The following is a 19,095-nucleotide window of genomic DNA, read 5'->3' as shown; positions in this document are numbered from 1 at the left end:
CATGACAAGCAACGCTTACAACAAAAGAGAATTCAGTATCGTTGGTGTCGTTCTGACGGGTATATTGATTATTGTCGCCGTCGTGATGGGGTGGCTTTATCTTCGAGAAGCACACAATAATCCATTGTCGGATGACGCCGTCATCGGCGCAAATATTGTCAATATTGCTGCGACGGTACCGGGCAGAATTATCGCTATTGATGTGCAGGAAAATCAGGCGGTCAAAAAGGGAGATAAGCTCTTTTCTATTGATCCCGTGCCGCTTCAGCTGCTTGTCGATCAAACAACGGCAGATCTCGCAATTGCCGAGGCAACACTTGATACGCAACGGCGAGCCGTAAAGGCGGAATCGCAAAACGCACTGATCGCTGATCAGCAGGTTGCGCGTGCGCGCACCAATCTCGATCTCGCAGAAGCCACGCTCAAGCGTCTCGAAGCATTAAGCCCAAAGGGCTACGTCACGAAACAACAAGTTGATGATGCCCGTACCCTGCGCAACGATGCGCAGATCAGTCTCAGCCAGGCCGTCAAACAAGCCGAGGCCGCCAATACTTTGGTTGGAACGCTTGACAGCTCTCAAGCTCTGGTACGCGCTCGACAGGCAGCACTCGCTCTTGCGCAGCATAATCTTGATAACAGCGTGGTTTACGCGCCGCATGATGGACGCGTCGTTGGTGTGCGTAATGGCACCGGGCAGATCATTGCACCGGGCCAATCTGTTTTCACATTGATTGATACCGCAAGCTGGTATGCTTCGGCAACTTTCCCGGAAACCGAACTTACTGGCATCAAAGTGGGCGATTGCGCGGAGGTCCGCATTATGGCTGACAGCTCAATTGTGGTTAAAGGTGTTGTCGAGGGTATTGGCTGGGGCGTATCCTCAGAAGACCTGATCAACATTCCGCGTAGTCTGCCTTATGTTCCAAAGAACCTGAATTGGGTTCGCATCGCGCAGCGCTTTCCGGTCCGTGTAAAACTGATTAATCCGCCCGCAGAGCTGACCCGTTCTGGTGCCTCGGCCGTTGTGACAGTGTTAAATGGCAAAAAGTGCTGACAACACACTGCGCGGAGCGGTTCGCGAAACCTTAGCGGACCTTGCGCCTTTTCCGGGTCGCATGGCAACTTCATGGCGCGTCGCAGCTGTTTGCGCGCTGGTCGCTGGCATAGCAATGATGTTCCACATCCCGGAATCTGCGATTAGTTGTTATCTCGTCATCTTTTTGATGAAGGCAGATGGTGCCGAAAACACCATCGTTGCGACAGCGGCGGTTATAGCAATTACATTGCTCGTCGCCATGATGATCCCCGTTCTGCAATGGACTATTGAGTCTGCTCTTTTGCGCATACTGGTGATGATTCTCGTCTCCTTTGTGTTTATTTTCATCGGTGCGGCCAGCAAACTTGGTGAAGGCGGTAGCATTGTTGCCTTGATCATCGCGTTCATTCTCAGCCTTGTGAATGAAGTTCCAATTAATGGCGTCATTTCTTTCGCACTGCGCTATGCGTGGGAAATGGCCATTCTACCGATGTTTGTCATCGCGGGTTTCTGCCTGTTTTTCGGACGCTGGAGCTTGACGTTGCTGCGCGAAGAAATGCGCGAGCGATTGCTGGTTGCAAAAGAAGCCTTGCTTCAGAAAACGTCAGCAACCACTGAAGCGCTAAAAGAAAAACTGGGCGCAGCCAATGATGATGAAAACAAGCGTTCGATGCTTGTTAAAATCCTCCATCAAACAACTACAGATAAAGCCGCTAAAATCCAATCGGATATTCCGGCTTCTTATCAGCTGTTGTTTGCAGTCTCCGCACTTCCGGCTGACACTTCTGATGAGAGCAAGAAAGAATATATCGAGCACATTGATCAGATGGTCACAGCTCTCGATAAGGGCGAGGCACTGCCTGCCCCTAAGATTGAGCTAAATACATCGAGTAGCAGACAAGAAGCAGGTCTCCTGCAAGCGCTTCGCAACATTGCGGGTAGCGAGAAGACTGCATATGGCAAAGGATCAGGCGATAGCTTTTTTGCCGCCGATGCTTTTACCAACCCTGTTTATCAGCGCTTTGCGCTCAAAACAACACTGGCTGCTATTCTGTGTTATATATTCTATGCCGCTATCAATTGGCAGGGCATCCATACGGCCATGGTCACATGCTATGTCGCCTCAATGGGAACTGCGGGCGACACCATCCACAAGTTGACTTTACGTATTACCGGTTGTCTCATCGGTGCCGTCATCGGAATTGGGTCGCTGATTTATTTGATGCCGCAGCTTGAAACTGTTGGTGGCCTGATGGTGCTGGTGTTCATCGTCGCGCTTTTGGCGGCATGGGTTACTGCTGGTAGCGAAAAAGTGTCTTATGGCGGCGTGCAAATCGGCCTGGCTTTTACACTGACGGTTTTGCAAGGCTTTGGACCGACAACTGACATGGATACGGCACGTGATCGTATTATCGGCATTCTGGTCGGCAATTTTGCCGTCTATATTGTTTCGACGCTCATCTGGCCTGCGCCTGTGGCAGCAGTTATCCGCCAAAAGCTTTCCGATACAGCTCGAAAAATTGCACAGATTGCATCCGCGCAACCGGATGACCGCATGAAAATGATTGCAACGGCAGCCGAAGCCGAGCGTCTTTTAGACGAAGTGCGCTATTGTTTTTATCTATTGCCCTTTGAACCATCTGGGCTGCGACCGTCATCAGAGCTCGAAAAAACATTTGATGTTGCTGTCACGCAGCTTGCCTCGTTGAACAGGGAAGTCTACTTCTCATCTGAGGCAATCCCGGATGCTGCTGAACGATTGAATATATTGTCTGCGCAACTCGGGTCTGTTGGTGTACAAGGAGATGGCTTATCTGCCGATCAGACTCCTCCCGTTGCTGGCGTTGAAGATATTGGGGCAAAGCAGATCGATATGCATCTTACACATCTGGAAACAGCGTTGGCGGATGGTAAGGCATGAAAAAACTTGCACAGCTGCGATCACCAATACTTCCTTTGCTCCTTGCGTTGTCGCTTGGCGGTTGCGCTACGGATGCGCTTAAGCTCGCGCCCGAAGCGTCCGACAAGCCCTGGAAAGAAAATAAGAACGGTGGCGCGCCAGCCAGCACTCCCGACGGGGTGAAAGATTTTAGCGTTCCGGCCAATCCCGAACTGGCTTTGATTTCAAGCCCAGTCTCGGTGAACACACAGTCGGAATATAATCTTGCGCAATTAATCGATCTTGCGCAGCGCAGCAATCCTGCGACCAGAAGCTCATGGGAACGAGCACGACAAGCAGCTCTTGCTGTCGGCATGGTCGAAGCGACCATGTTGCCGATCATAACGGCCAACGTCATTGGTGGCATTCAAAAGACGTCCACACCTGTCGATGTTCCGTTAATCGGCGAGCGCACGGTTAACACGACACTACGCGGCGTAACCCCCAATATTGCTCTGCAATGGCTCGTATTCGATTTTGGACAGCGCGCGGCTTTGGCCGAAGCTGCTAAGCAAGTTTCATTTGCGGCCAATGTGACTTTCAATGCTTTGCATCAGAAGGTCATCTTTGATGTAACGCGGACCTATTACGAATATAGCGCGGCTGTTGACGGCTATCGCATCGCTCAACAGACATTGCGCAACAGCAAAGCGGTTCTCGCCGCTGTTCAGGCCAAGCTGAATGAAGGCCGTGCAACAACGGTTGAACTCGCACTTGCACGTCAACAGGTCGCGCAATCCGAACTGCGCATTGTACGTGCAGAAGGCCAACAGCAAGTCACCTATCAGGCACTTCTTGCCGCGATGGGCGTCAATGCAATGGTAAAGATCAAGGTCGACGGCTCTGCGAACCATAAGCTGCCGGCGAGTTTTGATGGTGTTACCCAATCGGTTCTCGAAACCGCTTTGTCACGGCGCCCTGATCTGATAGCAAGCTATGCTGCCCTCCAGGCGAGTAAGTCAGGCGTCAAGGTGGCTCAGGCTGAGTTCATGCCGAAAGTCTTCGTGGCAGGCGCACTCTCGTCAAGTTCCAACAGTTTCAATGCCGGCAGCCTGCCATCCATCGGCAACCAAACGTCAGGCGCTGGCATTCTTGTTGGAGCCACAGTGCCGCTCTTCGACGGTGGGTTTAGAGCCGCGCAGTTGAAGAATGCGCAGTCAACACAAAGTGCAGCAACTGAGACATTCCGCAGAGTGCAGCTTGATGCCGTTGCAGAAATAGTCTTGGCTTCCAATGCGCTGAGAACCGCGCTTGCGGCCAATAAAGCGGCGGGTGTACTTGTTCAAACCTCGGCAGTTGCTTTTGATGCAGCACTTGAGGCCTATAAAAATGGCCTAGGGACAATCACGATTGTGAATGAAACCAACAATGCGCTTTTGGATGCAAAGCTTGCGCAGACGGACGCACAGGCCGCGTCGCGCATTGCAGCGGCTAATCTCGCGTTTTTCACCGGCGCACTGACATCCAGCAAAAGCCTTGCCGGTGTTTCGAATGATTTATAAGTTTAGTGAGCCCGGCATGGATTGCCAGAAGTCTTAATGTAAGGCCATCAAGCACTTTCAGCTCAACTGTTCTGACTGCGGGGATTGAATGTCGAAATACTGGATAGCCGCTGCAATCGCTGTTCTTTTTGCCATTACGGCATTTACCGCGTGGTTTCTGATGCGCCACAGGCGCGGCTGGTCACGCAGCATATCCGTTCATGTCGTTTTTGTTGGGATGATGTTTGGCGCGATCCTCACCATCCGTCAAATCGCCTTCATGCTGCTTGAGGATTATCATATCACGGATATTACGCCCGATATGATCAAGACAGCATCAGTGTTTGCGATGGCGCTGCTGACGATGCAGCAGCTTTTCCAGCTCATCAACCGCCTTACGCATAGCCAGATTGCACGTGGCAATGACGTCACATCGGCGCGGATGGTTGCGCGTATTCTGAAATTAGCAATCTTTGTGGTCATCATGCTGATTTTCGGCGAGCATTTTGGGATTGGACTATCCGGATTGCTTGCATTTGGTGGCATCGGCGGTATCGCGATTGGCGTCGCTGGCAAGGACATGCTGAGCAATCTCTTTTCCGGCGTTATGCTCTATTTTGACCGCCCGTTTAGCATCGGCGATTGGATCAGTTCTCCTGACCGCGACATCGAAGGCACAGTCGTTGAAATTGGCTGGCGTATCACCAAAATCACGACATTTGAAAACCGCCCGCTTTATGTACCAAATGCTGCGTTCTCAACAATCAGCGTCGTTAATCCGGGTCGCATGACAAACCGGCGCATCACCACGACTGTTGGCTTGCGTTACGAAGATGCTGATAAACTCGCGGCTGTCGTCGAAGACATCCGCAACATGTTGAAAAACAATCAAGATATTGATCAAACACAGTCTTTGCTTGTTTATTTTGATGCTTTTGCCGATTCATCGCTCAACATTATGGTCTATTGCTTCACCAAAACGACAATCTGGGCCGACTGGTTGGCGGCACAGCAAGAAGTTTACCTGAAGATCATTGAAATCGTTCATGCGCGCGGTGCTGACTTCGCATTCGCTAGTGAAACGCTTTATATGCAGCCATCAGACGATAAAAAGGACACGAAAGAACCCGACACCCTGCACTCTTTACCAACGCAAGTAAGACAAGATAAAGCTGATTGAATAAATACGGTATCCGCACGTGTAACGGCTGAATTGTGATACTGATTTCTGGTGTCGTGGTTTTGTTGTGATGTGGACTTGTCCCGATTTATTACCGCCTCTTCCTCTCTTCTCGGCGGTTATTTTCTTGGAAAAGCTACTCCAAGTGCATCATGCAGATAGTGATGGTATCTGATTAAGATGCATCCTGCAAAAGAGAAGCAAAGACCTCGGCTGGTGTCTTAAAGCCAAGACACTTGCGCGGTGTTGCATTCAGATTATGGGCGAGGGCAGTCAACTGCGCCTGGCTGACCTGTGTCAGATCCGTGTTGCTGGGTAAATACCGTCGGATGCGCTTGTTGATGTTCTTAATTGGGTAATCCCCCGGTAATTAACAGGCTTTAAAAGTAGAATTTTCTCGGCATTATGACCGAGGAGATTGTTGATGAAGATAAGCAAATGTAGCGAACCGCAGAGTCTTGCGATCCTGCGTCAGGCAGAAGGTGGTGTTCCAGCACCTGAGCTATGTCGCGAACATGGAATGAGCAACACTTCATTCTACAAGTGGCGCGCCAAGTTTGGCGGCATGGATGCGTCGATGATCAGCCAGATGAAGGCTCTGGAGGATCGGAGCCGGGAAAGTAATTGATCCAGTGAATCAATTGCCCGGCGCAGCAATCGTCGGCTGAAGAAGATGTATGCCGAGATGAGCAGGAAAGCCGTGGCGCTACGCGGGGTCAACATCGCACTGGCCTGCCGTACCTTTGGTGTCAGCGAGACTTGCTATCGTTACAGCGCCAAGCTGAACGAAGAGAACGAGCAGATCGCCGATCTGCTGATCGGGCTAACGAGGGCGAAGAAGAACTGGGGCTTTGGTCTTTGTTTTCTTTACCTGCGCAATGTCCGGGGGCATCGTTGGAACCACAAGCGCATATACCGCATCTACCGTGAGCTGGAACTGAACCTCAGGATCAAGCCACGCAAGCGGTTGAAGCGCGACAAACCTGATGCGCTGGCCGTGCCCGAAGCGCCAAATTTGATTTGGTCCATGGATTTCATGGCGGATCGGTTGGAAGACGGCGGCCAATTCCGGCTGTTGAATGTCCTGGACGACTTTAATCGCGAGGGGCTCGGCATTGAAGTCGACTTCTCGCTACCAGCTGAGCGTGTTATTCGTTGCCTCAACCAGATCATCGAATGGCGCGGCAAACCCCACACAATTCGTGTGGATAATGGACCTGGGTATGTCAGTGGCAAGCTGATGGAATGGGCTGAAAAACAAGGCGTTACCATCAGTCACATCCAACCAGGAAAGCCGCAACAAAACGCTTATGTCGAACGCTATAATCGAACTGTTCGGCACGAATGGCTAGACCAACACATCATTGAAAGCATTGAAGAGGCTCAGGAATCCGCTACTCAATGGTTCTGGACGTATAATAATGAACGACTTAATATGGGTATCGGCGGCATAACGCCCGCACAGAAACTAAAAATGGCTGCATAAATTCTACTGCAGAGCCCCGTTAAAAACGGGGGGATTACCGTTACATAACATGCTTCTCAATAACTATTACTTTGATAAAAACATCTTTCTTTTCACCTCTGTGAATTTTTTATAGCCAAAGAAAAAATCAGACTGGAGCGCTATCAACGCAAGCGTAATTACTATCAAAAGCAAAGTCTGAATAATTTTAGTGTCAGGATGCGTCTGAAATATCTCATTGAAAACATTAGCCGATAAGTGAAAGAGAACCGCAACCCAAATGCTACGCCCTGAGCGGTAATATAACCAGTTCATTATTATAACAAATGGAAACAGACTAATAGTGAAATTCAGTGCGTGGATATTTCCGGTAGCTACCAAATTAGCTTGATAATACCCCTTAATGCAGGCTAACGGAAACTGCCATATAGCCCAATAAATACTGAATACGATTGAAGTGCAGAACATGCTCATACGCGACCGGAGGGCATCCGTGCCAACTGATTTCCTCGACAATCGGTGCTAAAACCAACGGTACCCAACCAATCAGAATCCCCGCATTAAATGAAGCAGAGTGGGAAAGATTAAATTGTTTAGTGTTATAACCAAATAAGAGAGATAACAATTGAGCAGTTATAATACTGCCCATCATGATAGTTATTCCCATAAGTATATATTTCAATTGCAGCCCCCTAAGAGCCTGTTCCAAAAAGGATTGAGCGATTTCAGTAGGTTATGATTCAATCGGATAGCTTACATTCGATGGAGATCATGATGGCCTGGACTGCAACCGCTCGGCAACAATATGGACGACGCAACGCACGTTATGCAAGCGATTTAACGGATGCGGAATGGACTGTCATCGAACCGATGATGCCTGCACCGAGCCGTCTCGGACGCCCTCGCAAGACGGATTTGCGAGAGGTGGTAAATGCGCTGCTTTATATTGCTTCATCAGGTGGCGCATGGCGGCTTTTGCCCACGGACTTCCCACCATTTTCCACGGTGCAAAAGTATTTCTATCGATGGCGAGATGAAGGGATGCTGCGCACGATCAACAACGCGCTCGTGATGACAGCACGCGAGTTGACCGGAAAGCAGCCCAGCCCTACCGCTGGCGTGATCGATAGCCAGTCAATAAAAACCACGGAAAGTGGCGGAATACGGGGCTTTGACGCGGGAAAAAAGATCAACGGTCGCAAGCGTCATATTGTGGTTGATACCCTCGGCTTGATGGTTGGTCTGGTGATCCATTCTGCGGGTATTCAAGACAAAGATAGTGCACCTGATGTCTTGAAAACCATCCTCAAACGCTGGCCATGGTTTCGACATATCTTTGCTGATGGTGGATACGCGGGACCCAAGCTCAAAGACAGGTTGGAAAAGGTCGGAAAATTTACGCTGGAAATCGTCAAACGATCCGATCACGCTGAGGGCTTCAAACTCTTACCACGCCGATGGGTTGTCGAGCGAACGTTTGCATGGCTCGGACGTTGCCGCAGACTGACTAAAGATTTCGAGAAAACCGTCGCGTCTGCTGAAGCCTGGGTCTACATCGCAAACATCCGCCTGCTCACCCGGCGCATCGCAAGAGCCTGATATCCTTACATTCATTATGATTCAGGCTCTGAAGGCGAACTTCTGCATCAAAGCGGATGAGAAAGCTCTGGTCCGCTATAAAAGGCCTGAAATATTCAATCGCGTAAAAAATAACCATGGATGTTTGAATTGGTCGATTGTTGTTAATTGTTCCTTATCCATCGTCGCAATCACACGGTTTGATTGATGTTGCATAGTTTGACGTTCTTACTCATTAACTCAGCCAGTAAGTTGTCCTCCCAAACTCTCTATGAGAGAATCAATATTTTTAGAATTATTGGTAATACGTCGCCAAAGCCAGGTCATAAGGCAGCACATAATAGCCCAAGCGACAATCACATCTGAAGGAAAATGCGCTCCGAACATCACGCGATTAAAGGATGCAAAAATTAAAATAGGTGTAAGAATGCAAAGGCCAATCCATCGCCACTTTATTGGCAATATTATTATCAGCGATAGGGTAGCAGCCGCTGTCGCTGCTTCGCCCGATGGAAATGAACAATTTCTAGCGCATTGAGCAGCATATTGCCAAACGGGCGTGAAGTCTGCTGTTCCGCCAAATTCAAGCAGGCCGCGAGGCCGAACTCGACCTATAAAACTCTTGAGTAGCTGTACAGTTAAAAAAGGCCCAAACAGGAAGGTCAGTATAACGAATAATGCCTTATGAGGCCGGACAAAATTAAATTTTTGTGGTTTTACAGCATACAAAGCAATGAATAAAATCATTATGGTAATCAGATAAATCACCAACCTTCGATTTGCATCACGTATAGCCAACAATATCCAGTTTTCTGACAACGGGAAATTATGCCCATTGGCGAAAATTCGAATAATAGCTAGATCCAGATTCGGAAATATAATGAAGAGAAAGCTGGAAGCCAAAAGAGCAATAAGAGCAAGGTTGGCCTGAAGGGTGAGCCGTGCATCGTTGTTGTCGTTCAGATTTGACTGTTGAACACGGCTGAAGGACGATATTTGCATTTGAGTGCCTTTTGTTTCAGTTGGCACAACGTTCTAATTTTTAATGTCAAGATTTGATGGAGAGACAGTGTGACGTTTGTCAAATTGCAGGTGCAAGTTTAGCTCCATCAATGCGGGAGATTGCACTCGATTTTTTCTATTGTAAAAGTCCGTTTGAAATAAAATGGGGTTACGACCCCGATGCCTTCATTTGGAGTCCAAATTGGAAAATAGCCTCATTCTAATCGTTGAAGATGAGCCCAAGATTGCAGAGATTTTGATCGCTTATTTAGAGCGAGAGGGCTTTCGTACAATTTGTGCAGGGGATGGTGAAACAGCGCTTCAACATCATAACTCGCTCTCACCTGATCTTGTACTACTTGATGCAAGACTACCGAAGCTGGACGGCTTTACCGTTCTCGCCAGATTGAGACAAATATCGAATACGCCTGTAATAATGTTAACTGCATTGACAGAGGACTTGGACAGACTAAGCGGTTTACGTCTGGGAGCCGATGATTATATCTCCAAGCCATTTAATCCTCTGGAAGTTGTCGCCCGCGTAAAAGCTGTGCTTCGTCGTTTCAAAGGATCGCAAACAGTTGAAATCCTCCGTGTTGGCAACGTTGAGATCGACTTTAAAGCATATTCTGTGTTTGTTCATCAAGACGAACAACGCGTGTTGCTTCCGTTAACTCTGAGCGAGTTTCGGATCCTTGCTTACATGATCAGACGACCAACACATGCTTATGAACGCAGTGACATTCTTGATGCCTGCTTGCCCGAAAGTGACGCTCTATACCGTACAGTCGATACTCATATATCAAATCTTAGGCGCAAATTCGAAAAGCAAGAACAATTTGGTTTTTTTACCGCTGTTAGGGGCATAGGCTATCGCTTCTGCGATCCAAAATGAGAGTTCCTGTTCTTTCACTTGCCACACAGGTTGCGATTATCATCGCTGTAATGTTGCTACTAAGCGTCGGATTAGCTTTCCTCGGCGTGAATTGGTATTCTTCTTATCTTGAAGATGCTCTGCTAAAGACGCTACCCGCAGATGCCGCGAAGGCTTACAATGATATAAATGCGGGTATCCTTCCTGAAACCGCTGGATTGAAAGCTCTTCTTGAGCAATTCAGTAGTTTTTCAGAGCTGTTTGATTCGAACATTTATTTATCAGTTTTAGTTTCGGGTTTATTATCAGCGCTTCTTTGCAGTACAATTGGGATTTATTTAACACGAAGAATTACGCAGCCACTAGAACGTCTCACCAAGACGGCAGAAGCCCTAAGGTCAGGAGATTTCTCAATTCAAAAAGTGGGTCCTCATCATGGCCCATTAGAGGTCTTGAGCCTAGTTGATAGTTTTAACGATTTGGTGAGTAGCCTACAACAAATGGAAAATAGGTTAAGTTTTAATAATATGGCAGTAGCTCATGAATTGCGTACGCCTCTCACAATTTTACGTGGGACAATGCAAGGAATGATAGACGGTGTATTCCCAATGGAAAAGAAGGCTCTGGGCAGTCTTGTTCTTCAAATAGACGGACTTTCACGGATCGTCGAAGATCTTCGTACGCTATCGCTTGCAATTGGCCAGAAGCTTGTGATGCATTGCCAAATGACGGATCTATCGGAGCTGATTAAAGATGTATTGATCTCAACTAAGCCAATATTGAATGACAGCGATATAAAAGTCGAATTGGATCTGGAGCCCATTCAAGCCTTCGTTGATGCTCAAAGAATGAGACAAGCCTTTCTTGCAATTATCGAAAATACCTGTCGATATGCTGGGCAAGGAACCACGTTACGGTTTTCCATAGTTGATATTTCGGATGATTTATTGGCAGTCCAAATAGGTGATAACGGATCCGGATTCCCTAGCGACATGCGTCTTACTGAGATCACGCCGTTTTGGCGCGGAGAAGAATCAAGATCACGGGTTACAGGAGGAACCGGACTAGGGCTCTCCGTTGTTCAAGCGATCGTCGTGGCTCATGGTGGACGACTCGAATTAAGCAACAAGTTATCGGGCGGAGCGTTGTGTTCAATGAGACTCCCAAAGAAGACCTGCCCTGAACGTTTTTCTTAATCACTTTTTAGTTTTAAGCTCCTCTTTTCAAAAAATTCCGTTTCGAAAAGACCCTGAGTATCGATCAGCGGTAATAGGGCCATGAAGCTGAAAGCATGGCGAGTTGGTACCATGACATCTTTTATTCTTGCCTACTGATCAAGCTACTTTCTTTACCCTGACGATCAGGAGATCATAGCAACGCCGTCGATTTCGACCATGACCGGACAAGAAAATTGAATCTCCTCTCTTCACGCGCATAACTTGGGAAACACTCGGCGAACATCTTTGTGGCTTTCACACTCATGTTCGCGCGATCTGATGCATAAATCTTTGAGTTTAGGTTTCGATTACCGCGAGCGGAATGACCGCGCTGACACAATGAGTCCCGCGGTCATATCCGAAAAAACTCCGCTTAAGATATGCCTATTTGGACTTTCTTTGATTCAAATCATTATGTCGAGAAGTCTCGAAATCTGGTGGCTTCCAAATAACTTACTTCTTTCATTGGTCTATTTACGCAATTTCTACTCATCGGATTTTCGCTGAAATTGTCCGTTCAACACAATTGACGCAACAAGGCCAATGACCAGCCCCCAGAATGCTCCGCCAATACCGAGCAAACTGATATTCGCAGCGGATGCCAGAAAAGTAATAAGCGATGCTTCTCGCGAACGAGCATCTGCCATCGCACCAGCAAGGCTTCCGCCAATGGCGCCAAGCAGAGCAAGCCCCGCAAGTGTTGTAATAAACGTCGCGGGGAATGCCATAAACACAGCTGCGAGCGTTACACCAAACACTCCGACCAGAATATAAAAACAGCCCGCAGCGATACCGGCAATCCAGCGTTTCGACGGATCTTCGTGTGCTTCCCGTCCGGTGGCGATGGCAGCAGTAATAGCTGCAATGTTGAAGGCGTGGGAGCCAAACGGCGCCATGATGAGCGAACCCAGGCCCGTTACCGTTACGATGGGGTTGGCACTTGTCTGAAACCCATCATTGCGCAGCACCAACATGCCGGGCATATATTGACCTGTTAAGGTGATAAGGAACAACGGCAGTGCGATACTGAGCGTGGCGTTCAGGCTAAACTCTGGCATGTTAAAAACCGGAGCAGCCAGTTTCAATTCCAGATCAGACAGTTCAACACGACCCTGCATCAGCAGGAGAAAAAGCCCAATCAACAAGATGCCAATGACTGCATATCGTGCGGAAACACGCTTTAAAACGAGATAGGCAGCGATCAGCGTACCCACCAAAACGGGATCAACACTCACACTGCTGAATGCACCTATTCCGAACTGCAATAAGATGCCTGCAAGCAATCCCGAAGCTATGCCCGGAGGTATCAGCCGGATAACTTTTTCAAAACATCCAGTCAGCCCAAGCAGAACGAAGGCAATCGCTGAGATCATGTAAGCCCCAATCGCTTCCGCATAGGATGTTGTGGCGAGGGCAGTAACAAGGAACGCTGCAGCTGGTGTGGACCATGCCGTAATAATTGGTTCACGATAACGCCAGCTCAGCAATAAACCAGAAAACCCGACGCCGATCGAAATCGACCACACCCAAGATGCGGTTAGTTCGGGGCTAAGATTGGCAACACGAGCCGCCTGAAAAACGAGAATGAACGTACCGCCATAATTGACGATGACTGAAATCAAACCTGCAACAACAGGGTGGATTATATCATTTATTCGAGTAAGCGTGCGTGAAGAGGTACGGGGCATGTTCGGGCTTCTCCGGAAAAGCATATTTATGCAACTGACAGCCTTGACTTTTAGACGCTCAATGGCCTGATATGCCCTGCCAATTATCAAATGAGATACCATCCAATTGTTCAAGCACTCGCAACTCGAATCCGTAAAGGCATGGCTTAATCACCCAGCGCACTCAGCCATGCCACTTCACGCGCGTATTCAACGCGCGATCCGGCAATTAATCGTGGATGGTGCACTCAGTCGTGGCAAACCGCTTCCGGCCTCACGCGCGCTCTCACAATCACTGGGCGTTTCTCGGGATACGGTGGAAGCCGCCTATGCACAGCTTCATGCAGAAGGTTTCATTGAACGTCGCGTCGGCAGCGGAAGTTTCGTCTCACAAATTGCAGAGCTTTCTGTCGGTCGTCGACTAACGAAACGCTCTCCCAAACCAAAAGATCAATCGCCAGAACTCAGCAAGCGTGGCAGCGCGATGTTCCAAAGCGGTGGCGTGCGTGAGAGTTTGACCCCACGCCCATTCGCGCCCGGTATCCCCGACACAAGAAGCTTTCCGCTTGCACTTTGGGAGCGCTTACAAAGACAAGTTCTCAAAGAGATCGGACAGCAATCGCTTTTGCATGGAGACCCGCAAGGGGTCGAACCGTTGCGACAAGCGATAGCAGACTATATAAATCTCGAACGTGGCGCACGCGCCAGTGCGGATCGCGTGCTAATCCTCACATCCTCGCAACAGGCCCTTACATTGTGCGCGAATGTGCTGTTTGATCCGGGTGAGCGCATCTATATCGAAGACCCCGCTTATTATGGAGCCCGCAAAGCATTTAATGCTGCTGGGTTGAATTGCGTGCCCGTTGCGCTGGATCAACAAGGCATAAATATCGAGCCCATCATCAGTGATCCCAATCCAGCACGCGCTGTCTTCCTCACACCCTCACATCAATTCCCGACCGGTGCTACCTTGGCCTTGGACCGCCGGCTTGCATTGATCGAATGGGCGAAGCGTCATCGCGGCTGGATAATAGAGGATGACTACGACAGTGAGTTTCATTATGCGGGCAGGCCCACAGCCTGCATGCAAGGCCTCGATCAGTATGACAGAACCATATATATCGGGACTTTTACCAAATCACTCTTTCCGGGATTACGAATAGGCTATGTTGTATTGCCCGAACAGCTGGTCAAACCAATGACCACGGCCCGCACGCTTCTCGATGGGCATACCGCATCCATTCCACAATATACGCTTGCCCGCTTTATAGAAGGCGGACATTTCGGAGCCTATATTCGCACCATGCGCGGTATCTATGCCCAGCGCCTTGAATTACTGACTAGGTTGGTTCGCAAACATCTTGCAGGTTTTATTGAGCCACGCGTTCCCGTGGGGGGCTTGCAAATGCCATGCCTATTAACATGCGACATCTCCGAGCAAGTGATTGTGGAGGCGGCTCGCCGTTCTGAAATTGAGCTGCTGGGGCTGTCAGCACTCCACGCCACGGGTGAATCTAAAGCGGGATTTCTGCTCGGCTTCGCGGCCTATACGCCGATAGAAATTGAGATCGCGGTCAGGAAGCTTGAAAAGATATTCCACACACTCAAAGTCGGTCCGTCAGCGAAATGTAGTTAAACCCAAAAAGCTTTAGCCCAAAAAGCTTTGGCTATGTGTAAGAGCCTGCAGCGTGTTAACGCCACAGGCTGCAAAACCATCAAAATAAACGTTCGTACGTGACCCAGTTGGCTGCTTTTGCAACGTCGTCATAAAGACGACGCGCAGTTACATTGTCCTGCGCAGTCACCCAACTCAGCATTGTCCAGCCGCGCATGCTTGCAATATCGCTAAGCGCCCCAATAAGCATACGCCCAACACCGCGGCTGCGGTGCGATGGATCGACAAAAAGGTCATCAAGAAACCCAGCATATTGGCCTTGCAAAGGCCTTGGTTGAGGCCAGAAGTGGGCAAAACCGATGATGCTTTCGCCGGATTGAGCCACCAGCCCTTCCAATGGATGCGTTGCATCTTGCAACCAGGCCCATGTGCGATCCAGTATATCGTCATTCATGGGTACCTTGTAAAAAGCGGCATAGGCTCGATAGAGTTTTTTCCAGTGTGTTTTATCCGCTGGTCCCATAGCACGGATTTTAATTTCCTCAGAAAATCGCGCATCACTATCGTTGATTGTTGGTTTGGTCATTGGCAAGTCTCCCTTCTTAGCGCGGAAATTTCTCCACGAGTTGACGAAGCCTTTAGCCAATATTGGATGGATATTTTCCCTCCAATAAAGCCGATAACACCAGACCAATTTTACTATTATTGCAATTTTTTATAAGCGGCGCCTCACGAAATCGCCAAATTCTGACAGCCTCAAACCCGTTTGGGGAGAAAAATTGGTCTGAGCCATGGACCGCAATTGGATGGTTCCAAACTGGACTTGCCCTTATTTAGTGGAGGGGTTCTGTCACTAATTTACGGTTTATCATCTCGAACTGCATCGGTGATTTGTATCCGAGTGCAGAATGTCTGCGCACAGGATTATAGAAGCCGTCAATGTATTCGCCAATGGCTTTGATTGCATCCTTACGTGTGTAGAACACAGTGCGCCAGATCAGTTCCGACTTGATCGTTTTGAAGACGGTTTCCACCATTGCATTGTCATAGCAATTTCCTTTGCCGCTCATGGATGGAAGCATTTTGTGAGCTGTGAGGATTTTGCGATACTCATAACTGGCATACTGGCTTCCTCTGTCCGAGTGCTGGATCAGCCCCGGCTTTGGTTGACGGATTGCAATGGCTTTCTTCAAAGCACTGATCGCCAGATCCTTCTTCATCCTATCGCGTGCTTCCCAGCCGATGATGCGACGCGAATAAAGATCGACAACGATTGCCAGATATAGCCAGCCTTCTGCCGTCCATATGTAACTGATATCGACACCCCATTTTTGATTAGGCCCATCACAAGTGAAGTCCTGATCCAGAAGATTGGGAGCGACGGGCTCACCATGATTGCTGTCGGTCGTGCGTTTGAAGCGAGTTTTCTGCCGGGCTTTAAGGCCGTTTTCACGCATCAGTCGCGCCGTGCGGTGACGTCCTGCTCGAATACCTTCTTCGTTCAGTTCGACATGCATTCGAGGGCTGCCATAAGTTTCACGTGACAGCTCAAACTGATTACGAATATGCGCCAGGATGATCATATCGTCGAGCTGACGACGACTGGGCAAACGATGCTTCCATGCATAATAACCGCTGATACTGACGCCTGCGAAAGCGCACAGCCGTGACAGAGACATATGAGCCTTCTCCGTGTCGATGAACGCAAACTTCATCGACTTGTCTCCCGAGCGAAGAAGGCCGTCGCTTTTTTTAGTAGGTCACGTTCCTGTCGCAGGAGTTCATTTTCCTTACGAAGCCGGGCAAGTTCCTCGCTCATGTCCTCATGCGGACCAGAAAGCAGATCCTTCTCAGCAAAATTGCGACGCCAGCGGTCAAGTGTTGATTTGCCAATGCCAAGGTCGTCCGCAACCGATGAAATGCTTCGACCACTCGTCGTTAAAATACGAACGGCTTCCCGTTTGAAATCTTCTGTAAATTCGCGCTGCTTCAATTCTAAGTCTCCTGTCAGTTTTATCTAACAGAAGCCCTCCACTTTTGAAGGGGAAGTCCAACTGGACGGAGCGGCAAGCCATTGGAAAGGCGGCAAAAACAACAAACTCCGCAGCTTATGCTACGGGTTTGTCGTTATCAGTGGTTGCGGGGGCAGGATTTGCCCCGTTCGTCGGGTAATCGATACTCAATCGATTACTATGCTCCTCCCCCTTCAGGTTATGGTCCACAGGATGACGAGCAACGATTGCCAGCGCAGAAGACGTGTTCGTGCCAGCGATAATATATGCTTTAAGTTTTGGAGATTTTGGTTGCGGGGGCAGGATTTGAACCTGCGGCCTTCAGGTTATGAGCCTGACGAGCTACCGGGCTGCTCCACCCCGCGTTATGAGTTACGAACCATTGCGGCCCGGGAGCGAAGTCAGGCGCCTTTTTTCATGGCATTGGCCTGATGAGGTGAGGTCGTTTAAAAATCGATTGATTATCGATTTTAGACCGAACGGGCTGCTCCGAGCCACTCTCACATAATCATATATTCGGTATTTTTTGCGCTTATTGCGTTGAATGTCTGTTTTGTATGTTTTTGAGAAGATGTTGATTATTTGTGTGCTTAGCAGACCTGGCAGCGACCTACTCTCCCGTGTCTTAAGACAAAGTACCATTGGCGCTGGAGCGTTTCACGGCCGAGTTCGGAATGGGATCGGGTGCAGCCGCTCCGCCATAACCACCAGGTCGGCGAAGAACACAAATATGAGAAGCTGTTGTCTTTCGTGCAGATAATTCAGCGCGTTTATAGAGCGCTGATAAACAATAAGCACACGACTGTGTGCCGCCGGTTGCCCGGCGCCCTCCCGGAGCCATTCACGAAGTGAATAAGGCGTGAGGGGCAAAGTTTTCATCGAACTTTGTTCGATGGATATTGTAAATGAGAATGATCAAGTCGATCGAGCTATTAGTACCGGTAAGCTACATGCGTTGCCGCACTTCCACACCCGGCCTATCAACGTGGTAGTCTTCCACGGCTCTGATAGGGAATACTCGTTTTTAGGTTAGTTTCCCGCTTAGATGCCTTCAGCGGTTATCTAGTCCGTATATAGCTACCCTGCTATGCCGTTGGCACGACAACAGGTCCACCAGAGATACGTCCATCCCGGTCCTCTCGTACTAGGGACAGATCCTATCAATATTCCTACACCCACGGCAGATAGGGACCGAACTGTCTCACGACGTTCTGAACCCAACTCACGTACCGCTTTAAATGGCGAACAGCCATACCCTTGGGACCTGCTCCAGCCCCAGGATGCGATGAGTCGACATCGAGGTGCCAAACAACCCCGTCGATATGGACTCTTGGGGGTCATCAGCCTGTTATCCCCGGCGTACCTTTTATCCGTTGAGCGATGGCCCTTCCACGCGGGACCACCGGATCACTATGACCGACTTTCGTCTCTGCTCGACTTGTCAGTCTTGCAGTCAGGCAGGCTTATGCCATTGCACTCGACGAACGATTTCCGACCGTTCTGAGCCTACCATCGCGCGCCTCCGTTACTCTTTAGGAGGCGACCGCCCCAGTCAAACTACCCACCATACACGGTCCTGGACCCGGATAACGGGCCGCAGTTAGACATCCATATAGATAAGGGTGGTATTTCAAGGATGACTCCACCATGGCTGGCGCCACGGCTTCAAAGTCTACCACCTATCCTACACATGTCGACACGAATGCCAGTGTAAAGCTATAGTAAAGGTGCACGGGGTCTTTCCGTCTAACCGCAGGAACCCCGCATCTTCACGGGGAATTCAATTTCACTGAGTCTGCGTTGGAGACAGCGGGGAAGTCGTTACGCCATTCGTGCAGGTCGGAACTTACCCGACAAGGAATTTCGCTACCTTAGGACCGTTATAGTTACGGCCGCCGTTTACTGGGGCTTCAATTCAATGCTTGCACATCTCCTCTTAACCTTCCAGCACCGGGCAGGCGTCAGACCCTATACGTCGTCTTGCGACTTCGCAGAGCCCTGTGTTTTTGGTAAACAGTCGCTACCCCCT

General features: G+C 49.2%; 14 protein-coding genes, 1 tRNA gene, 2 rRNA genes and 1 pseudogene (1 of these 18 cut by a window edge). 9 read left to right on the top strand and 9 right to left on the bottom strand.

Annotation, left to right across the window (positions count from 1 at the left end; all coding sequences use genetic code 11):
- Position 1 precedes the first annotated feature (1 nt).
- The 5 genes and pseudogenes from mdtN (at position 2) to U2P60_RS03500 (ending at position 7,122) form a co-directional block, all read left to right on the top strand.
- Entirely contained in the window at positions 2-1,054 is a 1,053-nt protein-coding gene (mdtN, locus tag U2P60_RS03520; protein WP_313829234.1) for a multidrug transporter subunit MdtN, read from the top strand.
- The gene (locus U2P60_RS03515; protein WP_313829232.1) at positions 1,038-2,957 is read left to right on the top strand and encodes an FUSC family protein; all 1,920 of its coding nucleotides are present in this window, start codon (positions 1,038-1,040) and stop codon (positions 2,955-2,957) included. The genes mdtN and U2P60_RS03515 overlap by 17 nt, the downstream gene beginning before the upstream one ends.
- Entirely contained in the window at positions 2,954-4,477 is a 1,524-nt protein-coding gene (locus U2P60_RS03510; protein ID WP_413571320.1) for a TolC family protein, read from the top strand. Before U2P60_RS03515 ends, U2P60_RS03510 begins: the two co-directional genes overlap by 4 nt.
- 88 nt (positions 4,478-4,565) lie before the next feature.
- Positions 4,566-5,636 (top strand): mechanosensitive ion channel family protein, encoded by a 1,071-nt coding sequence (locus U2P60_RS03505; RefSeq protein ID WP_413571319.1) that lies wholly within the window; start codon positions 4,566-4,568, stop codon positions 5,634-5,636.
- A 424-nt stretch (positions 5,637-6,060) separates the two neighbouring features.
- Positions 6,061-7,122: pseudogene (locus U2P60_RS03500) on the top strand (IS3 family transposase).
- A 66-nt stretch (positions 7,123-7,188) separates the two neighbouring features.
- Here the strand turns inward: U2P60_RS03500 and U2P60_RS03495 are convergent.
- The gene (locus U2P60_RS03495) at positions 7,189-7,569 is read right to left on the bottom strand and encodes a type II CAAX prenyl endopeptidase Rce1 family protein (protein ID WP_413571986.1); all 381 of its coding nucleotides are present in this window, start codon (positions 7,567-7,569) and stop codon (positions 7,189-7,191) included.
- Positions 7,502-7,753, bottom strand: coding sequence for a hypothetical protein (locus U2P60_RS03490; protein WP_413572026.1), 252 nt, complete (start codon positions 7,751-7,753; stop codon positions 7,502-7,504). The genes U2P60_RS03495 and U2P60_RS03490 overlap by 68 nt, the downstream gene beginning before the upstream one ends.
- A 122-nt stretch (positions 7,754-7,875) precedes the next feature.
- Between U2P60_RS03490 and U2P60_RS03485 the strand changes: the two genes are divergently transcribed.
- Entirely contained in the window at positions 7,876-8,700 is an 825-nt protein-coding gene (locus tag U2P60_RS03485) for an IS5 family transposase (RefSeq protein ID WP_413571985.1), read from the top strand.
- Between the two features lie 219 nt (positions 8,701-8,919).
- Here U2P60_RS03485 and U2P60_RS03480 read toward each other — a convergent pair whose 3' ends face one another.
- On the bottom strand, positions 8,920-9,681 hold the full coding sequence (locus U2P60_RS03480) for a phosphatase PAP2 family protein (RefSeq protein WP_413571318.1): 762 nt from the start codon (positions 9,679-9,681) through the stop codon (positions 8,920-8,922).
- Between the two features lie 202 nt (positions 9,682-9,883).
- Here U2P60_RS03480 and U2P60_RS03475 point away from each other — a divergent pair, with 202 nt between their 5' ends.
- Both U2P60_RS03475 and U2P60_RS03470 read left to right on the top strand, forming a co-directional pair.
- The gene (locus U2P60_RS03475) at positions 9,884-10,576 is read left to right on the top strand and encodes a response regulator (protein WP_413571317.1); all 693 of its coding nucleotides are present in this window, start codon (positions 9,884-9,886) and stop codon (positions 10,574-10,576) included.
- On the top strand, positions 10,573-11,751 hold the full coding sequence (locus U2P60_RS03470; RefSeq protein WP_413571316.1) for an ATP-binding protein: 1,179 nt from the start codon (positions 10,573-10,575) through the stop codon (positions 11,749-11,751). Before U2P60_RS03475 ends, U2P60_RS03470 begins: the two co-directional genes overlap by 4 nt.
- Before the next feature lie 506 nt (positions 11,752-12,257).
- On the opposite strand, the gene U2P60_RS03465 is transcribed toward U2P60_RS03470, so the two are convergent.
- A complete protein-coding gene (locus tag U2P60_RS03465; RefSeq protein ID WP_413571315.1) occupies positions 12,258-13,460 on the bottom strand; it encodes a benzoate/H(+) symporter BenE family transporter in 1,203 nt (400 codons plus the stop codon).
- 106 nt (positions 13,461-13,566) lie between these two features.
- On the opposite strand from U2P60_RS03465, the gene U2P60_RS03460 reads away from it, so the two are divergent.
- A complete protein-coding gene (locus tag U2P60_RS03460) occupies positions 13,567-15,075 on the top strand; it encodes a PLP-dependent aminotransferase family protein (RefSeq protein WP_413571314.1) in 1,509 nt (502 codons plus the stop codon).
- A gap of 79 nt (positions 15,076-15,154) precedes the next feature.
- Here U2P60_RS03460 and U2P60_RS03455 read toward each other — a convergent pair whose 3' ends face one another.
- The 5 genes from U2P60_RS03455 to U2P60_RS03435 all read right to left on the bottom strand — a co-directional run.
- Positions 15,155-15,640, bottom strand: a complete 486-nt coding sequence (locus tag U2P60_RS03455; RefSeq protein ID WP_413571312.1) for an N-acetyltransferase family protein — start codon at positions 15,638-15,640, stop codon at positions 15,155-15,157.
- Between the two features lie 247 nt (positions 15,641-15,887).
- A protein-coding gene (locus U2P60_RS03450) for an IS3 family transposase (RefSeq protein WP_413570911.1) occupies positions 15,888-17,047 on the bottom strand; the annotation gives its coding sequence in 2 pieces (ribosomal slippage) (positions 15,888-16,786 and positions 16,786-17,047; 1,161 coding nt in all).
- Between the two features lie 307 nt (positions 17,048-17,354).
- Positions 17,355-17,431, bottom strand: a tRNA-Met gene (locus U2P60_RS03445).
- Between the two features lie 232 nt (positions 17,432-17,663).
- Positions 17,664-17,778: ribosomal RNA gene (rrf, locus tag U2P60_RS03440) — 5S ribosomal RNA — on the bottom strand.
- Between the two features lie 199 nt (positions 17,779-17,977).
- Positions 17,978-19,095 (bottom strand): 23S ribosomal RNA (locus tag U2P60_RS03435); it runs 1,694 nt beyond the window's last position.

It is taken from the genome of Brucella sp. H1_1004, from assembly GCF_047308065.1.
GTDB classification, from domain to species: domain Bacteria; phylum Pseudomonadota; class Alphaproteobacteria; order Rhizobiales; family Rhizobiaceae; genus Brucella; species Brucella pseudogrignonensis_B.
The sequence above is the reverse complement of the archived record's forward strand: the minus strand, read 5'-3'. Positions and strand labels throughout refer to the sequence as shown.

What these genes read in the sequence shown, in the direction of transcription:
- U2P60_RS03470 (WP_413571316.1), top strand. Translation starts at nt 10,573, where the DNA reads ATGAGAGTTCCTGTTCTTTCACTTGCCACACAGGTTGCGATTATCATC.
- U2P60_RS03480 (WP_413571318.1), bottom strand. Translation starts at nt 9,681, where the DNA reads ATGCAAATATCGTCCTTCAGCCGTGTTCAACAGTCAAATCTGAACGAC.
- mdtN (WP_313829234.1), top strand. Translation starts at nt 2, where the DNA reads ATGACAAGCAACGCTTACAACAAAAGAGAATTCAGTATCGTTGGTGTC.
- U2P60_RS03455 (WP_413571312.1), bottom strand. Translation starts at nt 15,640, where the DNA reads ATGACCAAACCAACAATCAACGATAGTGATGCGCGATTTTCTGAGGAA.
- U2P60_RS03515 (WP_313829232.1), top strand. Translation starts at nt 1,038, where the DNA reads ATGGCAAAAAGTGCTGACAACACACTGCGCGGAGCGGTTCGCGAAACC.
- U2P60_RS03505 (WP_413571319.1), top strand. Translation starts at nt 4,566, where the DNA reads ATGTCGAAATACTGGATAGCCGCTGCAATCGCTGTTCTTTTTGCCATT.
- U2P60_RS03490 (WP_413572026.1), bottom strand. Translation starts at nt 7,753, where the DNA reads ATGATGGGCAGTATTATAACTGCTCAATTGTTATCTCTCTTATTTGGT.
- U2P60_RS03495 (WP_413571986.1), bottom strand. Translation starts at nt 7,569, where the DNA reads ATGTTCTGCACTTCAATCGTATTCAGTATTTATTGGGCTATATGGCAG.
- U2P60_RS03510 (WP_413571320.1), top strand. Translation starts at nt 2,954, where the DNA reads ATGAAAAAACTTGCACAGCTGCGATCACCAATACTTCCTTTGCTCCTT.
- U2P60_RS03465 (WP_413571315.1), bottom strand. Translation starts at nt 13,460, where the DNA reads ATGCCCCGTACCTCTTCACGCACGCTTACTCGAATAAATGATATAATC.
- U2P60_RS03485 (WP_413571985.1), top strand. Translation starts at nt 7,876, where the DNA reads ATGGCCTGGACTGCAACCGCTCGGCAACAATATGGACGACGCAACGCA.